Annotated in this window: 20 protein-coding genes and 1 pseudogene; 14 read left to right on the top strand and 7 right to left on the bottom strand. The window is 62.0% G+C overall.

Translation table 11 applies throughout. The features are described from left to right. The first annotated feature begins 1 nt into the window (after window position 1). The 6 genes from hpaE to hpaI all read left to right on the top strand — a co-directional run bounded on the left by hpaE (window position 2) and on the right by hpaI (window position 5,865). Window positions 2–1,462, top strand: a complete 1,461-nt coding sequence (gene hpaE, locus LJX92_RS16660) for a 5-carboxymethyl-2-hydroxymuconate semialdehyde dehydrogenase (RefSeq protein WP_103733836.1) — start codon at window positions 2–4, stop codon at window positions 1,460–1,462. A 154-nt stretch (window positions 1,463–1,616) separates the two neighbouring features. Continuing rightward, window positions 1,617–2,474, top strand: coding sequence for a 3,4-dihydroxyphenylacetate 2,3-dioxygenase (hpaD, locus tag LJX92_RS16665; RefSeq protein ID WP_078821787.1), 858 nt, complete (start codon window positions 1,617–1,619; stop codon window positions 2,472–2,474). A gap of 15 nt (window positions 2,475–2,489) precedes the next feature. After that, window positions 2,490–2,882 (top strand): 5-carboxymethyl-2-hydroxymuconate Delta-isomerase, encoded by a 393-nt coding sequence (locus LJX92_RS16670; RefSeq protein ID WP_005789539.1) that lies wholly within the window; start codon window positions 2,490–2,492, stop codon window positions 2,880–2,882. A gap of 46 nt (window positions 2,883–2,928) precedes the next feature. Beyond that, window positions 2,929–4,233: an MFS transporter gene (locus tag LJX92_RS16675; protein WP_032880378.1), complete on the top strand. Its 1,305-nt coding sequence runs from the start codon at window positions 2,929–2,931 to the stop codon at window positions 4,231–4,233. Between the two features lie 11 nt (window positions 4,234–4,244). Then, entirely contained in the window at window positions 4,245–5,048 is an 804-nt protein-coding gene (gene hpaH, locus LJX92_RS16680; RefSeq protein ID WP_032880377.1) for a 2-oxo-hept-4-ene-1,7-dioate hydratase, read from the top strand. A gap of 16 nt (window positions 5,049–5,064) precedes the next feature. Continuing rightward, on the top strand, window positions 5,065–5,865 hold the full coding sequence (gene hpaI / locus LJX92_RS16685) for a 4-hydroxy-2-oxoheptanedioate aldolase (RefSeq protein WP_032880376.1): 801 nt from the start codon (window positions 5,065–5,067) through the stop codon (window positions 5,863–5,865). 124 nt (window positions 5,866–5,989) lie between these two features. On the opposite strand, the gene hpaR is transcribed toward hpaI, so the two are convergent. Then, a complete protein-coding gene (gene hpaR / locus LJX92_RS16690; RefSeq protein ID WP_005789546.1) occupies window positions 5,990–6,412 on the bottom strand; it encodes a homoprotocatechuate degradation operon regulator HpaR in 423 nt (140 codons plus the stop codon). A gap of 206 nt (window positions 6,413–6,618) precedes the next feature. On the opposite strand from hpaR, the gene LJX92_RS16695 reads away from it, so the two are divergent. From LJX92_RS16695 to LJX92_RS16715, 5 genes are read left to right on the top strand one after another with little or no spacing between them, the layout of a single operon-like run. After that, window positions 6,619–7,917 (top strand): NAD(P)/FAD-dependent oxidoreductase, encoded by a 1,299-nt coding sequence (locus LJX92_RS16695; protein WP_228308637.1) that lies wholly within the window; start codon window positions 6,619–6,621, stop codon window positions 7,915–7,917. Window positions 7,918–7,950: 33 nt separating this feature from the next. Next, window positions 7,951–8,316 carry a cupin domain-containing protein gene (locus LJX92_RS16700; protein ID WP_078821793.1) on the top strand — a complete coding sequence of 122 codons (366 nt, stop codon included), beginning with the start codon at window positions 7,951–7,953 and terminating at the stop codon, window positions 8,314–8,316. Between the two features lie 11 nt (window positions 8,317–8,327). Next, window positions 8,328–9,149: a molybdenum cofactor biosynthesis F family protein gene (locus LJX92_RS16705; protein ID WP_078821794.1), complete on the top strand. Its 822-nt coding sequence runs from the start codon at window positions 8,328–8,330 to the stop codon at window positions 9,147–9,149. Next, the gene (locus tag LJX92_RS16710) at window positions 9,142–9,945 is read left to right on the top strand and encodes an SDR family NAD(P)-dependent oxidoreductase (RefSeq protein ID WP_228308638.1); all 804 of its coding nucleotides are present in this window, start codon (window positions 9,142–9,144) and stop codon (window positions 9,943–9,945) included. Before LJX92_RS16705 ends, LJX92_RS16710 begins: the two co-directional genes overlap by 8 nt. Further along, a complete protein-coding gene (locus LJX92_RS16715; protein ID WP_228308639.1) occupies window positions 9,935–10,687 on the top strand; it encodes an SDR family oxidoreductase in 753 nt (250 codons plus the stop codon). Before LJX92_RS16710 ends, LJX92_RS16715 begins: the two co-directional genes overlap by 11 nt. A 143-nt stretch (window positions 10,688–10,830) precedes the next feature. Here the strand turns inward: LJX92_RS16715 and feaR are convergent, their stop codons facing one another. The 3 genes from feaR to LJX92_RS16730 form a co-directional block, all read right to left on the bottom strand. After that, on the bottom strand, window positions 10,831–11,772 hold the full coding sequence (gene feaR, locus LJX92_RS16720) for a transcriptional regulator FeaR (protein ID WP_005789555.1): 942 nt from the start codon (window positions 11,770–11,772) through the stop codon (window positions 10,831–10,833). A gap of 162 nt (window positions 11,773–11,934) precedes the next feature. Continuing rightward, entirely contained in the window at window positions 11,935–12,501 is a 567-nt protein-coding gene (locus LJX92_RS16725) for a DUF3156 family protein (protein WP_078821797.1), read from the bottom strand. Then, complete coding sequence (locus tag LJX92_RS16730) at window positions 12,464–13,963, bottom strand: APC family permease (protein ID WP_228308640.1); 1,500 nt, start codon at window positions 13,961–13,963, stop codon at window positions 12,464–12,466. The genes LJX92_RS16725 and LJX92_RS16730 overlap by 38 nt, the downstream gene beginning before the upstream one ends. 217 nt (window positions 13,964–14,180) lie before the next feature. Between LJX92_RS16730 and LJX92_RS16735 the strand changes: the two genes are divergently transcribed. Continuing rightward, a complete protein-coding gene (locus LJX92_RS16735) occupies window positions 14,181–15,503 on the top strand; it encodes an alginate export family protein (protein WP_228308641.1) in 1,323 nt (440 codons plus the stop codon). Window positions 15,504–15,535: 32 nt separating this feature from the next. Here LJX92_RS16735 and LJX92_RS16740 read toward each other — a convergent pair. Next, window positions 15,536–16,009, bottom strand: a pseudogene (locus LJX92_RS16740) (flavin reductase family protein); the annotation flags it as partial. A 58-nt stretch (window positions 16,010–16,067) separates the two neighbouring features. Next, window positions 16,068–17,237 (bottom strand): p-hydroxyphenylacetate 3-hydroxylase oxygenase component, encoded by a 1,170-nt coding sequence (locus LJX92_RS16745; RefSeq protein ID WP_228308642.1) that lies wholly within the window; start codon window positions 17,235–17,237, stop codon window positions 16,068–16,070. Window positions 17,238–17,473: 236 nt separating this feature from the next. Here LJX92_RS16745 and LJX92_RS16750 point away from each other — a divergent pair, with 236 nt between their 5' ends. After that, window positions 17,474–18,961: an aldehyde dehydrogenase family protein gene (locus LJX92_RS16750; protein ID WP_228308643.1), complete on the top strand. Its 1,488-nt coding sequence runs from the start codon at window positions 17,474–17,476 to the stop codon at window positions 18,959–18,961. Window positions 18,962–19,087: 126 nt separating this feature from the next. Here LJX92_RS16750 and LJX92_RS16755 read toward each other — a convergent pair whose 3' ends face one another. Next, complete coding sequence (locus LJX92_RS16755; protein ID WP_228308644.1) at window positions 19,088–19,492, bottom strand: RidA family protein; 405 nt, start codon at window positions 19,490–19,492, stop codon at window positions 19,088–19,090. Between the two features lie 662 nt (window positions 19,493–20,154). On the opposite strand from LJX92_RS16755, the gene LJX92_RS16760 reads away from it, so the two are divergent. Further along, window positions 20,155–20,430 carry a DUF6124 family protein gene (locus LJX92_RS16760; RefSeq protein WP_148853595.1) on the top strand — a complete coding sequence of 92 codons (276 nt, stop codon included), beginning with the start codon at window positions 20,155–20,157 and terminating at the stop codon, window positions 20,428–20,430. Window positions 20,431–20,477: the final 47 nt, after the last annotated feature.

Genomic DNA, 20,477 nt, shown 5'->3' on the forward strand with positions numbered 1-20,477 from the left:
CATGATCAAACACTGGATCAACGGCCGTGAGGTCGAGAGCAAAGACGTATTCATCAACTACAACCCGGCCACCGGCGAGGCCATCGGCGAAGTCGCCAGCGGTGGTGCCGATGAAGTCGCACAAGCCGTGGCGGCAGCCAAGGAGGCGTTTCCCAAGTGGGCCAACACCCCGGCCAAGGAGCGCGCACGCTTGATGCGCAAGCTCGGCGAATTGATTGAACAGAACGTGCCGCGCCTGGCCGAGCTTGAAACCCTCGACACCGGCTTGCCGATCCACCAGACCAAAAACGTGCTGATCCCACGGGCCTCGCACAACTTCGACTTTTTCGCCGAAGTCTGCACCCGCATGGACGGCCACAGTTATCCGGTGGACGACCAGATGCTCAACTACACCCTGTACCAGCCGGTAGGCGTGTGCGGGTTGGTGTCGCCATGGAACGTGCCGTTCATGACCGCCACCTGGAAGACCGCGCCGTGCCTGGCGCTGGGCAATACCGCCGTATTGAAAATGTCGGAGCTGTCGCCACTGACCGCCAATGAACTGGGACGCCTGGCGGTGGAAGCCGGGATCCCCAACGGCGTGCTCAATGTGATCCAGGGCTACGGCGCCACCGCTGGTGATGCACTGGTACGCCACCCGGATGTGCGGGCGATTTCCTTTACCGGCGGCACCGCCACCGGCAAGAAAATCATGCAGACCGCCGGCCTTAAAAAGTACTCCATGGAGCTGGGCGGCAAGTCGCCGGTGCTGATTTTTGAAGACGCCGACCTGGAGCGCGCCCTCGACGCCGCACTGTTCACGATCTTCTCCCTGAACGGCGAGCGGTGCACCGCCGGTAGCCGGATCTTTATTCAGGAAAGCGTCTACCCGCAATTTGTCGCCGAGTTCGCGGCGCGGGCCAAGCGCCTGATCGTAGGCGACCCGCAGGACCCCAAGACCCAGGTCGGTTCGATGATCACCCAGGCCCATTACGACAAGGTCACCGGCTACATCAAGATCGGTCTGGAGGAAGGCGCCACACTGCTGGCCGGCGGCCTGGAGCGCCCGGCCAACTTGCCGGCGCACCTGAGCCGCGGCCAGTTTATCCAGCCAACGGTGTTTGCCGATGTGAACAACCGGATGCGCATCGCCCAGGAAGAAATCTTTGGTCCGGTGGTGTGCCTGATCCCGTTCAAGGACGAAGCCGAAGCGCTGCAACTGGCCAACGACACCGAATACGGGCTGGCGTCCTATATCTGGACCCAGGACATCGGTAAGGCTCATCGGCTGGCGCGCGGTATTGAGGCGGGCATGGTATTTATCAATAGCCAGAACGTGCGCGATTTGCGTCAGCCCTTTGGCGGGGTGAAAGGCTCGGGCACCGGGCGCGAGGGTGGCCAGTACAGCTTTGAAGTGTTTGCCGAGATCAAGAACGTGTGTATTTCCATGGGCAGTCATCACATTCCGCGCTGGGGTGTGTAGCCCAGGATCAAACAAGCCTCCTGTGGGAGCCGGGCTTGCCCGCGATGCAGACACCGCGGTCCTTCAGCCGTACCGAGTCGATGCAATCGCAGGCAAGCCAGCTCCCACAGGGACCTCACAAGCCTTACAAGAATAATTATTCAGGAGAATCATCATGGGCGAAGTGGTTCTGGCAGCGAAGATCTGCCACGTACCGTCGATGTACCTGTCGGAACTGCCCGGCAAGCATCACGGCTGTCGCGAAGCGGCGATTGCCGGGCACAAGGAAATCGGCCGGCGCGCCCGCGAACTGGGGGCCGACACCGCCGTGGTGTTCGACGTGCACTGGCTGGTCAACAGCGGTTATCACGTCAACTGTGGCGAGCAGTTCCAGGGCACCTACACCAGCAACGAGCTGCCGCACTTCATCAAGAACATGGATTACGCCTACCCCGGCTGCCCCGAGTTGGGCGAACTGATCGCCGCCGAAGCCAACCTGGCCGGCGTGCGCAGCATGGCCCATAACATCCCGAGCCTGGAGCTGGAATACGGCACGCTGGTGCCCATGCGCTACATGCACATGGGCGTGCCCGAGGATGAAAAATTCAAGGTGATTTCCATTGCCGCCTGGTGTGCCTGGCATCGTCTGGAAGACAGCTTCGCCTTTGGCGCCGCCGTGCGCCGAGCCATCGAAAAGAGTGACCGCAAAGTGCTGGTGCTGGCGTCCGGCTCGTTGTCCCACCGTTTTTCCGACGACCGCCAGGCCGAAGCGAATATCCACAACTGGACCCGTGAGTTTGACAAGCAGGTAGACCTGCACGTGGTCGAGATGTGGCAGCAAGGCCGTTTCAAAGAGTTCTGCGCCATGCTGCCGGACTACGCCGAACACTGCTTTGGCGAAGGCAAGATGCACGACACCGCCATGCTCCTGGGCCTGCTGGGTGGGCCGGACTATGCCCAGCCGGCCGAGATCATCACGCCGCCGTTCGGCAGTTCGGGCACTGGCCAGATCAACGCGATTTTCCCGCTGTAGCTTTGGGAGAAACCTATGCCGCACTTTATCGCTGAGTACACCGACAACCTTGAACCTCAGGCCGATTTGCCTGGCCTGTTTGAAAAAATCCACCGCGTGCTGGGCGACAGTGGCGTGTTTCCGTTGGGCGGCATCCGTAGCCGTGGTGTGCGCCTGGACACCTGGCGCATGGCCGACGGCAAGCATGACTACGCCTTCGTGCACATGACCCTCAAGGTCGGCCACGGCCGCGACCTGGCCACGCGCCAGGCGGTGGCCGAAGCCGTGTTCGCGGTGATCACCGCGCACTTCGCCCAATTGCAGGCGCAGCGGTTGTTGGCGCTGTCGTTTGAGATGGTCGAGTTGCACCCACAGCTCAACTTCAAGCAGAACAATGTGCATGCGTTTCTGAATAACGCGGCGGGATAAAAACCTGCCCTCCCCTCACGGCCACTCAGACAAAAAGTACAACACCATGAGCACAGCCCACTCCACTGCAAGCCTGCGGCTTGCCGAGCACGACCGCACCCATCGTTTGGTGACCTGGCGCCTGATGCCCTTGTTGCTGGTGTGTTACCTGTTCGCCCACCTGGACCGTATCAACATCGGCTTCGCCAAGATGCAGATGAGCCACGACCTGCAGTTCAGCGACACGGTGTACGGCTTCGGCGCCGGGCTGTTCTTCATTGCCTATGCGCTGTTCGGCGTGCCCAGCAACATGGCCCTGGACCGGGTCGGACCACGGCGCTGGATCGCCTGCCTGATGGTGGTGTGGGGCCTGCTCTCCACCGGCATGTTGTGGGTGGAAAGTGCTAGGGGCTTCTACGTGCTGCGCTTTTTGCTGGGGGTGGCCGAAGCCGGATTTTTCCCGGGGATTCTGGTGTTTCTCAACCGCTGGTACCCGGCGCGGCGACGTGCCCAGGTCACCGCCTTGTTTGCCATTGCCGTGCCCATGGCCGGGGTGTTGGGCGGGCCGATTTCCGGGGCGATCCTGGAGAATTTCCACGCCGTCGGCAGCCTGCGCGGCTGGCAATGGATGTTCCTGATCGAAGGTGCGCCCGTGGTACTGCTGGGGCTGGTGGTGCTCAAGTGCTTGCCGGACAGTTTCGAAGTGGTGCACTGGTTGAGCAGCGAACAAAAACAGCAACTGCGCACCCAGTTGAGCAACGAAGAACAGCGCAAGACCATCACCTCGTTCAGCGGCATCCTGCGGGACCCGCAAGTGTGGCTGCTGGTGGCCGTGTACTTTGCGGTTATGCTGGCGGTCAACACCCTGGCGTTCTGGATGCCGACCCTGATCCACGGCGCCGGCATCGGCCGCGACAGTCAGGTCGGCTTGCTCAGCGCCGTGCCCTACCTGGCCGGCTGCTTCTTCATGCTCGGCTGCGGGCGCTCGTCCGATCGCCAGCGCGAGCGTCGCTGGCATTTATGCGTGCCCCTGCTGATGGCCGCTGTCGGCATTGCCGTCGCGGGCCTGGCGCCCGGCAATGCGCTGCTGGTGATGAGCGGGTTGGTGGTCGCCGGCATGGGCGCCAGCGCGGCGCTGCCGATGTTCTGGCAACTGCCGCCGGCGTTTCTTTCCAACACCACCCAGGCGGCGGGCATCGCCATGATCAGCTCGTTCGGCAGCATCGCCGCGTTCCTCGCGCCCTACCTGATCGGCTGGATGCGCGACGCCACCCAGAGCGCCAGCCTGGCCCTGTACGTACTCGCCCTGTTTATCGCCCTCGGTGGCCTGCTGGTGCTGCGCACTCAGGCCGCCATCGTCAACCCACACTAGAGACCGTTGCCATGCTCGACTCCCAGCAAATCCTCGCGGCTGCCGCCCACCTGGACCGCGCCGAACGCAGCCGCGAACAGGTGCGTCAGTTTTCCCTCGACTACCCCGGCATCACCCTCGAGGATGCGTACGCCATCCAGCGCGAATGGGTTGCGCAAAAGATCAAGAACGGGCGCACGCTCAAGGGCCACAAGATAGGCCTCACTTCACGGGCCATGCAGGTTTCTTCGAACATCACCGAGCCCGACTACGGCGCCCTGCTCGATGACATGTTTTTCGACGAAGGCAGTGATATTCCCTTCGAACGCTTCATCGTGCCGCGTGTGGAAGTGGAACTGGCGTTCATCCTTGGCAAGCCGCTCAAGGGCCCCAACTGCACGGTGTTCGATGTGCTCGACGCGACCGAATGGGTGATCCCGGCGCTGGAAATCATCGACGCACGCATCCAACAGGTCGACCCACAGACCAACGCCACCCGCAAGGTGTTCGACACCATCTCCGACAACGCCGCCAATGCCGGCGTGGTACTCGGTGGCCGGGCTGTGCGCCCCACCGAGATCGACCTGCGCAAAGTGCCGGCGGTGCTGTATCGCAATGGCGTGATCGAAGAGTCCGGCGTCTCGGCGGCAGTGCTCAACCACCCAGCCAAGGGCGTGGCGTGGCTGGCCAACAAGCTGGCGGCGCATGACGTCACCTTACTGCCGGGCCAGGTGATTCTCGGCGGCTCGTTTACCCGCCCGGTGGCCGCCCGCCCCGGGGATACCTTCCACGTCGACTACGACCTGCTCGGTTCGATCGCCTGTCGCTTCGTCTGAACACTGGAGGATTGTCATGGACATGCCTGTCAACCGCTTCAAACAACGCCTTCACAACGGCGAGGTGCAGATCGGCCTGTGGCTTGGCCTCGCCAATGCCTATAGCGCCGAGTTGGCCGCCAATGCCGGTTTCGACTGGCTGTTGATCGACGGCGAACATGCGCCCAACCACCTGCCGGGGATGCTTGCGCAATTGCAGGCCATCGCGCCCTACCCCAGCCAGGCGCTGATTCGCCCGGTGGTCGGCGACACGGCATTGATCAAGCAACTGCTCGATATCGGCGCGCAGACGCTGCTGGTGCCCATGGTCGAAAGCGCTGCCCAGGCCCAAGAACTGGTGCGCGCCCTGCACTACCCGCCCCAGGGTATTCGCGGCGTCGGCAGTGCCCTGGCCCGTGCTTCGCGCTGGAACAGCATCACCGACTACCTCGACCAGGCCGACGCGCAGATGTGCCTGCTGGTGCAGATTGAAAACCGCGAGGGCCTGGCCAATCTGGACGCTATCACCGCCGTCGAAGGCGTGGACGGTGTGTTCATCGGCCCGGCGGACTTGAGTGCGGCCATGGGGCATCGCGGTAACCCCGGGCATCCTGAAGTGCAGGCGGCGATAGAGGACGCCATCGTGCGCATTGTTCGAGCGGGCAAGGCGGCAGGGATTCTCAGTGCGGATGAACGCCTGGCGCGGCGCTATATCGAGCTGGGGGCGACGTTCGTGGCGGTAGGAGTGGATACCACCGTGTTGATGCGCGGGTTGCAAAGCCTGGCCGGGAAGTTCAAAGACGTACCGGTGGCTGCCAATACCGGTGGTGTCTACTGAGATCCAATGTGGGAGCTGGCTTGCCTGCGATAGCGGTGTATCAGCGACAAATAAGCCAGCTGACCCGACGCTATCGCAGGCAAGCCAGCTCCCACAGTTGACCGGCGGTGGTTCAGTCATTAGTTCAGCGCTTGATGTTCTTCAAGTCATCCAGCAACCCCAGCAAGGTCTGGAATTTCTCTTCGCCAAGCTGATCCTGCAAACGCTGGTAGTTGGCCTCCATGCACTGGCTCATGGACTCGAAACTCGCCTTGCCCTTGTCTGCCAGGGTGATAAGCACCCGGCGCTGGTCCTGTTCGGCCTTGCGTCGGTGCACCATGCCGGCGGCTTCCATGCGCACCAGCACGCCGGTCATGCTCGGCTTTAGGATGCACGCCAGTTCCGCCAGTTGGTAAATCTCCAGCTCACCGTGCTGTTCGAGGATGCGGATGATGCGCCATTGCTGTTCGGTCAGGCCGTGTTCATTCAGGGACGGGCGGAAAAAACTCATCGCGGCCTCACGCGCTTGCAGCAAGGCCAGGGTCAGGGATTGTCGAGGTTTGGACATAGGATCAGGGTCACGAAGTATTTAGTTAATAATTTAACGAAACTCTAACATTCCCCGCCAGCGAGCGCGCTATAACTTGTGTGTGCCCTCGCCCGTGGCGCGCTGAATCAAAAACCCGGGCACGCAGGATCAAGACTTCCAGCCCGTCAGGGGCCCTAATGGAGGCATCCGCTTTAGCGCCTTCCTTCACTTTTTCAGGCTGCGCCATGATCAACATCGAAACCCCTACGTATTACACCGCCACCAAGAAATACAACCTCAGCTTCCCCACCCTGGAGCAAGACATCGACGCGGACGTCGTGGTGATCGGTGGCGGCTTTTCCGGGATCAACACCGCGCTGGAGCTGGCGGAAAAAGGCATCACCAATATCGTGGTGCTTGAAGCGCGCTACCTGGGCTTTGGCGGCACCGGCCGCAACGGCGGGCAGATCATGGCGGGCATCGGCCATGACCTGGAGAAGATCAAGAAGGACGTGGGCGAAGACGGCCTGCGCCAAGTGTTCGAGATCAGCGACCTGGGCGCAGATATCATCAAGAACCGCATCGCCAAGTACAACATCGATGCCGATTTCTGCCACGGCTACGGCTATATGGGCTTCAACGCCCGCCAGGAAAAAACTCTGCGCGCCTGGGAGAAGGACTTCAAGTCGGTCAACAGCCAGCATGAAATCCGCTTTCTCGGCGGCTCGGATGTGCAGCAGATCATCGGTTCCAACGCCTACACGAGTGCGCTGCTGCACATGGGCGGCGGGCATGTGCATTCGCTGAACCTGCTGCTGGGCGAGGCCACCGCGCTGGCCGGCCATGGGGTAAAGATCTTTGAGAACAGCCCGGCCCTGGAGGTCAGCTACGGCGAACGCATCACCGTGCGCACCGGGCGCGGTTCGGTACGCGCCGGCAAGTTGCTGTGGGCCTGTGACAGCTTTCTCAACAAGCTCGAACCAGAACTGCACCGCTCGACCATTAACACCTACGCGTTCCAGATGATGACCGAGCCGTTGTCCGAAGAATTGATCCAGCGCATCAGCCCGATCCGTGGCGCCTACAGCGACATCCGCCCAGTGATCGACTACTACCGCGTCACCAATGAAAACCGCCTGCTGTTCGGCGCCGCGACGCCTTTGGTCGAGCATATTCCCGGCGACCTGAAAGCCTGGAACCGCCACCTGATGCTGAAGATTTTCCCCTACCTCAGGGACGTGAAAATCGACCTGGCCTGGGGCGGCCCGATGGCGTGCAGCCCGAATCTGTTCCCGCAGATCGGCACCTTGCCGGGGCGCAGCAATGCGTTTTTCGTGCAGGGCTATTCAGGCTTTGGCGTCACGCCCAGCCACATCATCTGCAAGGTCCTGGCCGAAGGTATGAGCGAAGGCTCGGCGCGCTATGACCTGGTCAGCTCGATCCGCCGCCCGACCATCATCGGCAAGGACGCAATTCGCCCTCTGCTGCTGACGGCGGGCAAATCCTGGCACCAATTGTCCGGCTACTGGAACGGACGTCGTTGATTCGCTTTTTTTCACTCATCAGGAACCACTGCCATGACCCTCACCACCGTCAAACATAACGTCCAGCTGTCGGAACTCGATGCCTGGGGCACCGTGGCCGACCTCGGTTCACAGATCCTTGAAGGCGAGGTGCGCGCCTTCGGCAAGATGACATTCGGCGCACCTACCGATGCGGTCAGCAGCGCTTACTTCGGCACCACCCAGGGCAAATTCCGCATGGTCTACCCGTTCGCCGAACAAGCCACGGTGGTCACCGGCGAGGTCATACTCACCGATGAGTCCACCGGCCAGTCCACCCGCTACAAGGCCGGTGACAGCTGGTTTGTGACCAAGGGCACGCCGGTGCTGTGGGAAGTGGTCAGCGAGAGTTTCGTCAAACACTACTTCGCCGTTGTTTAAGGAGCCTTGCCATGAGCACTTCTTCTGACTGGATCACCGTGGGCGCCCTGGCCGACGGTTTTGCACCCGAAGCGTTCATCCTGCCGAACCTCGCCGACCTGGCGGGCCAGACCTTCACTCTGCACTTTGCCAATGGCTGGCAGATCGAGCACCGCTTCGAACAGGAGCGCCTGGCCTGGCACGCCGCCGACGGTCACTCCAGCGGTAGTGCTGCCTACCGCGCCAGCTCGATTCGCCCGGGCCTGTACCTGGTGGACTTCATCAAGCACGAGGCCGGGCAAAGCTGGTCGATCAGCCTGGTGCTGGACACGCCAACTGCCTCCTTTACCGCGGTGATTGGCCGTATGCCGGAGCCGGCAGAGACCCACGAAGGTCTTTACCACCGCGCCCTGGCCGGCAAACCGCTGACCTCGGTGCACGCCGAGTTCCTCCACGGCAGCCTCGACCGGCCGTGGCAGGAGGGCCATTGCCTGCACGCCCCCACCGAGGAACTGGTGGGCCTGCGCAACCACTACCGCTACAGCCCCAGCGAGGTCTACGAGCACATCTACCTCAACCCGCGGTTCTATGCCTGGCAATGCCTTGAGGGTGTGGAGAAAGGCTTGTGCGACACCGACCGCTGCCATTACTACAAGATCGCCGAGCAGCTGTACCTGTTCGTCTGGCAGGAGAAGATCGTGCCCACCCTCGGCCTGGTGCTGATCGACCTGCAACAACACCGCAGCGACGGCAAGATCTTCGGCTATGCGGGGGCATCCTTCGACGCGCTGTCGAACTTCCCGATCAGTTCCTATTGCCAGGTGCTCAACCGCACGGAGTACCCCCGTGACTGAGGCGCGCACGGTGGTGATCACCGGGGCCGGCACCGGCATCAGCGCCGCCTGTGCCCGGCTGTACGCGCAGGAAGGCGCACGGCTGGTACTGATCGGCCGGCGCCGCGAGCCACTGGAACAGGCGGCGCAGGCCAGCGGCGGCCTGATCCTGGTGGGCGATGCCGCCTGCCCCGACACCTGGGAGGGCTTTATCCGCGAGATTCACGCCCACTACGGGCGTATCGATGTACTGCTGGCGTGTGCCGGCGGTCATGGCCTGGGCAGCGCGACCCAGACCAGCCCGTCTACGTGGGAAGCGGCGCTGCGCAGTAACCTGGACAGCGCGTTCTACAGTGCCCGCGCCTGCCTGCCGATGTTGCAGGAAAGCGCCGGCAGTGTCGTGCTGATCGGCTCCATCGCCTCGCTCGCGGCGGGGCCCGAGGTGTGCGGCTACACCACGGCCAAACATGCGTTACTCGGGCTCAATCGCTCGCTGGCACGGGACTACGGCCCCCACGGCGTGCGCGTGAACGCGGTGTGCCCGGGCTGGGTGCACACGCCGATGGCCGATGCCGAGATGAAGCCGTTGATGGAGGCGTACGGCGACACCTTGCAGCAAGCGTACGAGCGCGTGTGCGCCGATGTGCCGCTGCGCCGCGCCGCCCGGGCCGAAGAGATCGCCAAGGTATGCCGCTTCCTGGCCAGCGACGACGCATCGATCATTACCGGGGCGACCTTGGTGGCGGACGGTGGGTCCAGCATCGTCGACGTGCCGACGCTGGCGTTTACGCGCCTGGAGCCTGCTCATGCCCAATGACCTGGATTTCAGCGACCAAGTCGTGCTGGTCACCGGCGGCGCCCAAGGGATTGGCCTGGGTATCGTCCAGGCCTTTGCCGAACGCGGTGCGCGGGTGGTGATTGCTGATCGCCTGCTGGAACAAGCTGAAAGGGTGGCCGCTGGGTTGTGCGCGCAGGGCTATCAAGTCGAGGCCGTGGGCGTTGACCTGGCGCAAGCCGAGGCGGTATTCGCCTGCGTTCAAGGGTTGGCGCAACTGGATATTGTGGTGCACAACGCCGGGTATTTCCCGCTGACAGCCTTTGCCGACATCACCCCGGCGATCTTGCAACGCACCTTGGCGGTAAACCTTTCGGCGCTGTTCTGGCTGACCCAGGCGGCGTTACCGATGTTTCGCGCGCAAGGCCGGGGTTGCGTGCTGGTGACGTCTTCGGTCACCGGCAACCGGGTGGGTTATCCGGGGCTGAGCCACTATGCGGCGTCAAAGGCTGGGGTGAATGGGTTTATCCGCAACGCGGCGTTGGAACTGGCGCCGTTGAATGTGCGGGTCAATGGCGTGGAACCGGGCATGATCGCCACGCCGGCGATGAGCAACCTGGGCGATGCCGCGCTGAATGAGAGCATCGCCAGCCGTGTGCCACTGGGGCGTTTGGGCGCGGCTGCGGATATTGCCGGCGCGATGCTGTTTCTGGCTTCTGACCTGGCTGGCTATATCACCGGGCAGACCTTGGTGGTCGATGGTGGCTCCACCCTGCCCGAATAACGGGGACCCATGTGGGAGGGGGCTTGCTCCCGATAGCGATGGTTCAGTCAAATATCCAATGGCTGACACACTGCTATCGGGAGCAAGTCGAATCGTCGCACCGCCCCTCCCACATTGGATCTCCTGCAGCCTGAAGGACCTGTTTATGCCCCCACCGCCTGCAACCGGCTGGAACGAAAATCCTTGGGCGACACCTCGAACTGCTTCTTGAACGAACGGCTGAAGTGCGCCGAGTCGGTAAAGCCCCACTTGTAGGCAATCGAGGTGATCGACTCGCTACGCAGGAACGGGTTGGTCAAGTCGTCCGCACTGCGTTTGAGCCGCGCCCGCTGAATGTAGCGGCAGACGCTGTCGTCCTGTTCCTCGAACAAACGGTACAGGTGCCGCACCGAGATATTCAGGCGGTTGGCCAGGCCAATCGGGCTCAGGCCAGGCTGGCCCAATGACTCATCAATGACCTTTTGCACATAGCTGCGCAGATTATTGCCCTGCAACGCAGCAACGCCCTCGCGGCACTCATCGCCCTGCTCCAGCGCCGAGCCCAGCAGCGACACAAAGGCCGCCTGCAGCGCGTCCACTTGCGTGGCGTCGTCATCAGTGTCGTCCTTGCACAGCTGATCCATCAACACATGCAACATACGCCCACAGGCTTTGGTCGAGGAGATCTTGCCGAACGCCAGCGCCTGGCCGCCCAGGTGCTTGCACACCTCGGTGCGCGGCAACGACAGCGAGGCATGTTCGATCAAACCAAAGGGGGTGATTTCGATGGAGCCCACCGAGTCCATCAACAGCATCTCGCCGGGGGCCAGCTGCACGGTCTGCTCGTTTTGGGTGATCTGCGAATAGCCGCTGCGCTGGCTGACCAGGAAGCACTCCTGGTCATTGTCGTGATCGGCGTGGTGCGTCGGGCGTTTGATCAGCCCGGCATTGGTGCGCAGGATGGCCAAGCCACGAGGCAAGTTGTGGATCTCGCCAATAAACAGCGAACGGTTGAAGGCCAGTTCGGTATCGAAGTGGCCGCACGCGGCGCGCAGTTCGCGGTTCCAGCTGTCGAGCCCGTCGGGTGCATGCTGTGGGATGCTCATGGGGGTGTCTCCGCAGTGGCGTTCTTTTTGTTGTTCTGATGCAATAGTTAACATGTTATCTATATGCACGCAACAACAACCTGTTTGCCCTTTGCAGAAGCACTAATGATGCCAAACGGTATGTGGGAGCAAGCCCCCTCCCACAGAGGTGCGTCATTGGTTTCACAGGCCAGACATCACCCGCTGCAACCCACCTATGGCTGCCAATAGATACCTGCGTTGCTCGGTGCTCAACGCAATGTAACGCCGAAACGCAGGCATCCGATTGACCACCTCACTGCCGCCCATATGCTCCAGGCGCACACACCATTGCCGGTCCTTGAGATCAATGCGCAGGCGCTTGAAATCCAGCGGCATCAGCGCCTGGAACAACCCGCTGTCGGCCAGCAAACGTGCCTGTAGCTCACACGCCAGAGCCTGGCTGCCGGAGCGCCGGCGCACGCGGATGCCGTTGCGCCGAATAGCGCCGCCATGGTGCACCTCGAAGCTGCCAGCGCCACTCGCTGAAGCAGGTACGCGCAGGACGCACTCGGTCAGCACCAGGTGCATCAACAACTGCGACTCGGTGCGCTCGACAATCTCGAAGTTCACACCGTCCACTTCAAGCGTCGCCAGGCCCAGATCACGCCGCAAGCGCGCCAGGGTCACCCCAGGTCGATAACCGCTCGGTGCACGGTCTGCGCTGAACAGCTCATACAGTTTTTGCCGCAAAGTCGTTATAACCGTCATGGGCAGGCCCCGGTTCGTGGCTGAATTCCTTGGCCAACACCTCCTCAACGCAGGCGGGCTTGAAGGGGTTGACCTTCTGCACCACCAGGGTCCAGAACAACGCATAGGTGGCGGTCACGCCGAGCATCACCCCAAACGGCACATAAATGTCGGCCGGGTTCATACCTGGCGGGGTGATAAACCACATGCCCAGCAGGATGCCGATGCTGGAGACGATCTGCGGCAGCGGGAACCACGGCGAACGGTACGCCCGGGGCAAATCCGGACGGCGAATGCGCAGGATCACCACCGACAACGTCACCAGCAGGTAGGCAAAACTCCACGCGCACACCGCCGCCAGCACCAGGTGCATGATGTTGTCGGTGTTGCCGCCCAGGTACAGCGCATGCAGGCACGGGATCAGCATGGCCACCAGGATGCACAGCAGCGGTGTCTTGAAGCGCGGGTGCAGGTAGGTGAACACCTTCGGTAACGCGCCATCCACCGCCATGCCATAGAGGATGCGCGGTACGCCAGCCATCAGGGTATTGATGGTTGCAGCGCCGGCAAACAGGAAGCCAATGCCCAGCCACAACGGGCCGACCTGCCCCATCACCTGTTCAGCGAACCGTGGGATGGCCATGGGTGTATCCAACAGGTGCACGCCGGAGGCGGCGTCGAGCACCACGTTTTCCACCTGGCGTTTCATCGCGGCGCCATAGATGAACATGCATGTCGCCACGCCCATCAGCCCGAGCATCATCGCCCGTGGCATCACCTTGGCCGATTGGCGCAGGTCCGGCGCCAGCGGGGTGACGAACTCGCAGCCGACGAACATGAACATCGCCATGCCCACCAGCGACAGCACGGTGACCAGGTCAGTGCCCACCAGTGATTCCCCGAACCAGCCATCCAACTGCACCGCCGGCGCGGCGATCAGGCCCAGCACGCCGAACACCATCAGGGTGGTCCACATGCCGAACGTAAGGATGATCTCTGCGCGGCCAAAGGCGCTGACCCCGAAAGCATTCAGCACCCCGAACACCAGCACGAACCCCACGCCCAGCAACCACGAGCCGCCGGCCGATTCTGCCAGGGTATTGAGGTGTTCGAAGTTCACCAGCGCCATCACCCCGGCGAGGATGGTTTCGGCAGTGCCGGCGAACACATGCACGATCAGATACGCCGACAGGGTGCCGGTGATCGCGAAGAACCGGCCCATGCCGCAATTGATGTAGTCGTACACCGAACCGGTGGTGGGCAGCATCGACGCGGCCTCGGCGAAGGTGGTCGCCTGGGCCAGCATCATCACCACGGCGATCAGCATTGCCAGGGCAAACGCACTTCCGCCGATGCCGAAGCCCATGGTGGCGGTAAGAATCACCGGGCTAGCCATGATCAGGCCAATGGTGCTGGCCAACGCGGTGGGGAAACCTACCGTGCCTCGGTTGAGGTGCGCGGTGAGTCGGTCGTTGATCGACATGGTGGGGTCCTCGAAAGCGGTTTTTTTAGTGTGTCGGCACTCTGCGCCCCACCCGCGTTGATCGTCTTGCCCCTGTCTGCCGCTGGTTTTGTAGCTGCCTGCCACGGCGTAGCACCTGGCGGCCAGGGTCAATTCCCTGGCACGCATGGCAAAGACTTGGCTTGACGCCCCTCGCCCTAATGCGCCCTCACTCTTAACCAAGATGGGGACAATAACAATGGAGCACACACTGAAAAACCGCCGTCTACGCCAAGCGGTCGTCATAGGCGTCGCGCTGTTGGCCGGGCAAGCTCATGCCGTCGAGTTGTACGCCGATGCCGACACCCAGGTCACGGGAAACTTCCTCGCTGTGTATGGGATGTTCAACAGTCCGAAAAATTACGACGGCCGCCGCGGCGGCTCCACCTGGCGCGAGGCGTTTATCAAGTACGGCCTGAGCGTCGAGCAAAACCTGGGTAGCCTGGGCGGCGTCTATGGCACGGCCAACCTGGTGAGTTCCGGCACCTGGGGCGATGGCGATGCATCCGGGGTCACCAACGGCACCGAGCGCACCACCAAGTTTGACGAAGCCTTCGCCGGCTGGCGCTCCGGCGAGCTGTTCCCGGCGCTGGGCAAGGATGGGGTAGACCTGTCGTTTGGTCGCCAGATCATCATGTTGGGCGACGGCTTCATCATCAACGACGACGGCCCCAACCTCGGCAATGGCGTAGGCGACGGCGAGTTCAATCGCGGCGGTGCCTACTACATTGCCGCGCGCCATGCCTTCGACAAGACCGCGGTCATTCGCCTGGGCGGCAAGGATGGCGTGCATGGCAGCCTGATGTGGATCAAGTCCGACAACCGCGCCCAAGCCAGAACCGAAATGGCTGCGGGCACCCTGGAATACAGCGCCGCCCCGGGCACCCTGGGGCTCACCTATATACACGGGATCGACGTGGATGAGCGTTTCGCTACCGACCTGCAACGCCAGCGCAAAGGCATGAACCTCTACAGCCTGCGCGGTGCCGGCAGTGCCGGCATCGACAACGCCCATTTCGCCTTCGAACTGGCCCGCCAGGACCGCCGCAACAGCCAGCAGAACGCTGGGTACGCCGAAGCCGGCTACACCTTCGCCGACCTGCCCTGGTCGCCGGACCTGACCTACCGCTACGCCCGTTATTCAAAAAACTGGGACGGCATGTTCGCAGGCTTCAACCGCGGCTATGGCACCTGGGTACAGGGCGAAGTGGCGGGCAACTATTCCGGCCCCTACAACAGCAACACGGCGGTGCAGCACGTAGCGCTCAAGGTCAAGCCGCTGGACAACATCACCCTCGGCGCACTGTTCTTTGACTACAACACCGTCAGCACCCGCGGCCAGTTGAACCTGGATGGCCGCGAACTGGACCTGTACGCCGAATGGGCCGTGAACGAGCACCTGATCATCACGCCGCTGCTGGGCCTGTACAAACCCGATAAAGCGGCCGACACCGGCGGTAACCAGGTCGGCGGCAACGGCACCAATGTCTACAGTCAGCTGGTGGTGGCCGTGCCGTTCTGAACCACCTCGGGCGCGCAGGGAGGCAGCGCCCGGACCTCGGCGTAGGCGCCCTGGTGGTAGAGCAACGGCGCACGGCCGAAGTCATCGAACGCCACCACCTTGCCGATCATGATCCAGTGATCGCCGCCATCGATCTGCTGGTACTTCTCACAGTGAAAGCGCGCCGAGCAATCGGCGAACACCGGCGAGCCGCCCTCACCCGGCTCGTACTCGATCAGGGCGAAGCGATCTTCACGGGGGCGCGCAAAGTTGTTGGACAGGTGCACCTGGTCCGCCGCCAGCACATTCACCGCAAAATGACTGGCCTCCTCGAACACTGCATGGCTGTTGGAGCGCTTGTCGATGCTCCACAGCACCAGCGGTGGGTCTAGGGACACCGAGTTGAAACTGTTGGCAGTCACGCCGACCTTGTGCCCGGAAGCGGTGGCGGCAGTGACCACCGTCACACCGGTGGCGAAGTTGCCGAGGGCGCGGCGAAAGGCCCGTGGGTCGAAAACGTCAGACATGCAAGACTCCCGGGTGGCCGCTCGTGGCCGCCCTTATTGTTATGGGTGATAGGCGCGGCTACACCATGCTCGGGTCGGGTTCCAGGCCCATCAGCTCACGGCCGAGGATCTGCGCGCACACGTCGTAGTCGGTATAGGCATGGGCGCCTGTCATATGGGAATCGCGGAACAGGCGCTGCATCTCGTTGTGCTCGAACCAGGCATTCCCGCCCGCAGCGGCGAACAGGCGGTCTACCGCTTCGATGCACATCTTGGTGGCGTAACCCTGATTGGTGCGCCAGAACGCCAGGGTTTCCCGCGTGGGGTAACGGTGGGCGGCGCTGTGTTCGGCGTGTTCCTGCCAGGTTTTTTCCAGGAACGCTCGGGCGGCGGCGACCTGGTGGGTGGACTCGGCCAGGCGCATCAACGCCGGGGTGGCTGCGCCGACGGCGGCACCGGTGTAGGCGCGCACCCGCGTCCTGGTTTTTTCGCGAAACACCTCAAGCATACGCTCGGCCACACCGAGGCTGACGGTGGAGAAGCCACTGGCGAAATATGGCCGATACGGCGCGTAGAAAATCTGGCTGTCGGGATAGAGGCCAAAGCCTGCGGACTTGCCTTCCATCATATCCTTGGCCTTCTGGATACGGTGCTCGGGCACCCAGGCGTTGTCGATGATCAGGGTCTTGGTGCCGCTGCCTTTCATGCCAGCGGCGAACCAGTCGTCACGAATCTGATAGTCACTGCGCGGCAACACGGCAAAGCAGTAATCCTGGGTGCCTTCGGCGTTCTGGCGACGGCAGCCGACAATCGCCCACTCGCCATGGTCACAGCCGCTGCTCCAGCCCATCTCACCGCTGAAGTACACCCCGCCCTCGCCCTCGGTCACCCGACCGAACGGCGCAATACTGCTGCTGGCCGTGGCATCCGGGTTGGCACCCCAGATTTCCTGCTGCAACTGGGCCGAGAACAGCGCCAGTTGGTGGCTGTGAGTACACAACAAGCTCATGGCCCAGGCGGTACTGGCGCAACTGCCGGCGAGCAAGGCGATGCAGTCGGCGAACTCGGGCAGCGTCAGTTCCAGGCCGCCGAAGGCCTTGGGCTGAAAGGCACGGTGCAGGCCGATGCTTTTGAGCAGGGCGATATTTTCATCCGGTACCTGGCGCAGTTGCTCGGCACGGCTGGCATTCGCGGCAATGGCCGGCAAAAGGGGTTTGAGGTCTTCAAGGAGCGGGTTTGGCTTTTTCATGGAAGGCCCTGCTTATTATTGGAAGTCCGACAGGCGCTCCGGATTGCGGAACGGCGCTGGATGCAGGGCCAGTATCGAACGGGCCGTGCTGGCGGGAAATGCACGTTCGGCAGGCAAGCTTGTACTTTTCACAGGCGCGGCAGGCACAGGCATAAAACCTGGCAGGCACAGTCAAGCCGCTTATTGGTGCGTTGGTTACCCTCGGGTTTTCTTTTGTGAATTGCCAGGAACCTGCCATGAGCGATATCCCGTTGCTGCCTCAAGTCGAAGCCTTTTTGCGTCGCCGCCATGGGCTGTTTATCGACGGTGTCAGCGTGCGCAGCCACGCCGATCAAACCCTGAACGTCATCAACCCTGCCACCGGCCAGGTGATCGCCGAAGTGGCCGACGCAGACCTGGCGGATATCGACGCCGCGGTCGCTTGCGCCAACCGTGGTTTCCAGCGATGGTCCCAGGCCGCGCCCGCGATCCGCGGCAACGTGCTACTCAAATTGGCCGATCTGCTGGAACAGCACCGTGAAGAACTGGCACAGATCGAAACGTGCCAGTCGGGCAAGATCATCCAGATTTCCCGCGCCTTCGAGGTCAATCAGGCCGCGCATTTCCTGCGTTATTACGCCGGCTGGGCCACCAAGCTCAGCGGCCAGACCCTGACCCCATCCCTGCCTTCATTCAATGGCGAGCGCTACACCGCCTTTACCCTGCGCGAGCCGGTGGGCGTGGTGGTTGGGATCGTGCCGTGGAATTTCTCGACCATGATCGCCATTTGGAAACTCGCCTCGGCGCTGGTGACCGGCTGCAGCATCATCATCAAGCCCAGCGAATTCACGCCGCTGACCCTGCTGCGCATCGCTGAACTGGCCATCGACGCCGGGCTGCCGGCGGGTGTGCTGAATGTGCTCACCGGCGGCGGCCATGTCGGCAAGGGGCTGGTGGAACACCCCGGCACGCACAAGGTTTCATTCACCGGCTCAGTGCCCACCGGCATCGCCGTCGGCCGCAGCGCCATGGGCTCCGGCCTCACCCGTGCGACCCTGGAACTGGGCGGCAAGAATGCCGCCGGCTTCCTACCCGATATGGACGTGGACAAGGCAGTGGACGGCATCATCGAAGCGGGCTTTTTGCACTCGGGGCAAATCTGCGCGGCGGCCGAACGCTTTTTCGTGCATCGCTCGCAGATCGACGCCGTGCTGGAAAAGCTCAAAGCGCGCCTGAGCCGCCTGAACATCGGTTCGCCCCTGGACGAACACACCGAATTCGGCCCGGTCACACACCAGCAGCACCAGCACAAACTGCTCGGCTACTTCAACCAGGCCCGCGCCGAAAACAACACGATCATCCACGGCGGCCACCTTATCGACCGGCCTGGTTGCTACGTCGAACCCACGGTGATCCTCGCCAACCACCTGCACGACACCCTGCTCAATGAGGAAACCTTCGGCCCCATCGCCACCTTCCTGCCCTACGATGACGAAGACGAGCTGCTGGCGCTGATGAACCACGGGCCCTACGGGTTGAGCGCCAGCCTGTGGACCAACGATTTGGGCAAGGCCCTGCGCATGATCCCGGCGATCAAGGCAGGCACCTTGTGGGTGAACATGCACACCTTGCTCGACCCGGCGGTGCCGTTTGGTGGGTGCCGGTCTTCGGGGGTCGGGCGGGAGTTTGGCAGTGCATTTATTGAGGATTACACCGAACTTAAGTCGGTGATGATTCGGTATTGATTGGGGGGGGGGGCAGTGCACATCTGGTTTGGTGTACACCGCCCCCTCCCACATTTGGATCGCATTGCATCAGTGAGATAGCTGTCTTTGTCAGCCACTACTTGCTGCTTTCAAAAAAGCGCTCGCCTAACTGAACGGAACCACCGCCTCCGCCTCCACCTCGATCAACCATTCCGGCAACGACAACCCACTGACCATAATCCACGAAGACGGCGGCGGGTTATGCGCGAAGCGCTGGCGCAGAGCTTCAGCAATCGGTTCCTGCTGATCCCGGGCAGACTCGACGATATACAACCGCAGCATGATCACATGGGACAGATCGCCCCCTACCTCAGCCAGCACCTTCTCGACATTGTCCAACGCCATGGCCGTCTGCTCGGCAATGCCTGGGCCCACAGTGCACTCTTGAGCATCTACGCCCACCTGCCCGGAAAGCATGATCCGCCGCCCCTGCGGCACTTCCATGGCCTGGCTGAAACCGTATTGCAGCGAATTGAATACCGTCGTGGGATTAATGACCTTTCGTTGCATGACGAGTCCTTGTTGGCAGTAGGAAAACAAGGCTAACCCAAAGGAACTGCTCAGTCAGACGGTTCAACATCCAGCAACATGTTCATGGATAAAGCGCTGAACCGGGCACGTCCGGTGGCCTGATGAATAAACGCAAATTCAACAAGCAATGACGTCCCACTGTGGGAGGGGCGGTGCGACGATTCGACTTGCTCCCGATGAGGTAGTGTCAATCAATACATCTGTGACTGACCCACCGCCATCGGGGGCAAGCCCCCTCCCACATTTGGGTCGCATTGCGTCAGTGAGATAGCTGTCGTTTTCAGCGCCCAGCGCCTGCGCCTCCATCTCGATCAACCTTGCGGCAACGACCACCCGCTGGCGTTGATCCAAAGAGTGAGTTCATCAGACCGCTCTTACACAAACTTCGGGTTGCGTCCGATGAGCCTCGCCGCTAACCTTCGCGGGTCGCTGCAAAATCAGCGAATGGGTGTGGTAGCCCAGTTCTTTCATAGACCCCAAAACGCTCAAGGGCGTTTTTTTGTGCGGGCTGCTTTGTGGCGGCTGTGCATGGGAGGCTTCGGCCTGCCGGGTTTCTATGACCGGTCTACCACCCCGTGTACAGTCGCCTCCTTACTTCGTGTGGTAGCGAAATGGAGGTGCTCATTCATAGGAGCTTCGCCATGAAAAAAGTCACACCCAATCCCCCGCCATCCCCCTCGGATGACAACCCACAACTACCTCCCGATGTCATTTTCACCGTCCGCCCCGGACTCAGCACTGAAGCCGCCCTGAGCAATGCCAGCGAAATGCTGGAGTCAGCGACTGTCTGTGCCTATGACTGTGCCGAACAGCTCGAGGGTCACGGTCGCAAACAAGTGCTGGCAGTGGTGCAGATGATTGAGATTGCGCAGTTGCTGGTCGATGAAGCGCTGAACCGGGAATGCCCGGTGGCCTGATTAACAAGCGCAAACTCAACAGGCAATGACGTTCCTATGTGGGAGGG

Source organism: Pseudomonas sp. HN8-3 (assembly GCF_020790195.1).
GTDB classification, from domain to species: Bacteria; Pseudomonadota; Gammaproteobacteria; order Pseudomonadales; family Pseudomonadaceae; genus Aquipseudomonas; species Aquipseudomonas synxantha_A.